This window comes from Shinella granuli, from assembly GCF_004341885.1.
GTDB lineage: Bacteria > Pseudomonadota > Alphaproteobacteria > Rhizobiales > Rhizobiaceae > Shinella > Shinella granuli.
Map to the genome: position 1 here is coordinate 1 of NZ_SLVX01000087.1, position 2,094 is coordinate 2,094.

Genomic DNA, 2,094 nt, shown 5'->3' on the forward strand with positions numbered 1-2,094 from the left:
CTCGGGCTTAAGCCCTCCCGGCGGTCTCAGGCCGGCGCCGCAGTGGCCGACTTTTGCTCCGCCCCGTGGCCGGTTTTTACTCCGCCGTTGACACGTAATTTCTAGCAGAACGGAATTTGTGTGCAAGCGCAGTGATTTAGATCAGTTCCAAGCCATAGGCCAGTCGCCCGGATAAAGTCGCCGCCGAAACTCATGTTTTCCCGATAAAAATATCCACCTCTACGTGGCGCGGAGCGACTAACTTTCTCATTGCCGATTGAGCACGATGCATGAGATTTCCAGAGAAGAGTTGAAGTCGACGCGACCCGGCCAGGACTCGACCCCGCCCATACGATGGAGCAGCCTCTGGACCTCGCGCCAGGGCCGTGCCTTCCGGAAGCTTGGCCGGCCGCCAGTTGTCACTTCTGACCATTTGACGCTGAAGCGCGCCGCGATGCTGTTAATGAGATCGTGCGCGTGCCGGCAGTGATGACCGCCTCGATCTGTGCGGGCTCGCCTTTGGCCAGCTCGAACATCACCGTCGGCAGGATCGCGTGCATGAGAAGAACTTCGCGGCAGGCCCCGAGCCGCTCATGGTATGGATCGAGATGTAGCTCCAGGCGGAGCGGACGATATAGTCCGTGAAGACCTTGAGGCACCTGCCGAAGCCCCTTTTCGGGACGAGCGCCTTGATCTCGGCGAAGCAGGCACCGAGCTCGAAGGCGTGATGCGTGGAATCCCGGTTGAGCGAGACGATCTTCCCCAACGCGCGCTGGAGCGCGTTGTCCGTTTCGGGCGCGGGGTCACCTGCCGCGGCCGTAGCCCCGGCCGCCGGCTTGCCCTTCCCTCCTCTTCTGGTTGTGCCTCTTGAGCTTGATGACGGTACTCATGTATGACTTTCTCCTGCGGTTCAGCATGATCGCTGTGCCTCTATGATCACCTGAGCTGTCAGTCTCGTCAAATCGACCACCAGATACAAGCCGTGGATTACAAACATATTTTACTGATTTTATTGAATATCTTGGAGCGCAGATTCGCTTCAAAATACCAAAACTGCGAGAAGTTGATGCAGGCCAAATGAATCCTTGCTGCATCTGTCAAAATGCAATCAATGATTGATTTTCCGGCCACCGTGGCTACGATCCGGCAATTATTCCCGCATCTGAGGTCTTTCGCGTGAACCGCACGTGAAGACCAGAAGCTGGCCGTAAACCGCCTGCCTCGTTCCTCCGGGTGACCTCATCCGTTTACCGGAAGCGAACTTGGCGTCTCCGCCGACGCTGGCTATGTGTTGCGGCACGGCGATGTCGTCCCGAGAGTGTCAAGCGTGAGGGGACACGACCATCCGTGGTGACCGCCGCCGCTGTACGAGCCTCCTCAACAATGAGACCTATATGAGCCGGCTGTCGACGAAGAAGAACGCCACGTTCAAGCCGTTCACCATCAACCCGTCCATGTTCAACCAGATCACCAATGCGCTGACCACCATCTTGCGCACCGGCAAGTCCTCGCACGACGCCGTGCAGGGACATTTCAACCTGGTGCGGAAGCTGGTCCAGAACGTGGTCATCGCCCCCTCTCCTGGCGGCAAGTCGGCGGAGTGACGCGCGGCGGATCGGAGCGAAGGCGCAATTGCGCCTTGAGGTCGGGAGGATTGCTCATCGGTCACGCCCCGACGAGAACAGCGCCGTGCGTTTCGCCGTCGCCGGCCGTCCATCGGTGCGGACGATGCGGACACGCTTCTGCGTGTCCTTGTCGCCAAGCCACAGTTCCGCGACGGCCGAACGGCTCCGCGGGCTCGTTTGCCGCATCGAGCTTGTGCCAGATGGCGAAGAACTGACGATCGTGCTGCGTGGCGACCTGGCCGCCATCCTGACGTTTGCATCGGGCAAGAAGAACCCGGACTTTCTCAAGGAGCGGCAAATCCTCGAAGATCTGATGGGCCGGGCCGAGGCATCCGGGGTCCAGAAACGCAAAAAGCCCTTGCATAGCAAGGGCTTGAGCGAATCGCAGGGATCATTGGTTGCGGGGGCAGGATTTGAACCTGCGGCCTTCAGGTTATGAGCCTGACGAGCTACCGGGCTGCTCCACCCCGCGTTATCCGGTTTTTGCCGA

2 protein-coding genes, 1 tRNA gene and 1 pseudogene are annotated in these 2,094 nt (G+C 59.5%); 1 reads left to right on the forward strand and 3 read right to left on the reverse strand.

Going from position 1 to position 2,094, the window contains the following annotated elements; genetic code table 11:
- Positions 1-398: 398 nt before the first annotated feature.
- Entirely contained in the window at positions 399-539 is a 141-nt protein-coding gene (locus EV665_RS32585) for a hypothetical protein (protein ID WP_162853243.1), read from the reverse strand.
- A gap of 834 nt (positions 540-1,373) precedes the next feature.
- On the opposite strand from EV665_RS32585, the gene EV665_RS32055 reads away from it, so the two are divergent.
- Positions 1,374-1,583, forward strand: coding sequence for a hypothetical protein (locus EV665_RS32055; protein WP_133037272.1), 210 nt, complete (start codon positions 1,374-1,376; stop codon positions 1,581-1,583).
- Between the two features lie 54 nt (positions 1,584-1,637).
- Here the strand turns inward: EV665_RS32055 and EV665_RS33030 are convergent.
- Both EV665_RS33030 and EV665_RS32065 read right to left on the reverse strand, forming a co-directional pair.
- Positions 1,638-1,760: pseudogene (locus EV665_RS33030) on the reverse strand (P-type conjugative transfer protein TrbG); the annotation flags it as partial.
- Positions 1,761-1,999: 239 nt separating this feature from the next.
- Positions 2,000-2,076, reverse strand: a tRNA-Met gene (locus EV665_RS32065).
- Between the last annotated feature and the right edge of the window lie 18 nt (positions 2,077-2,094).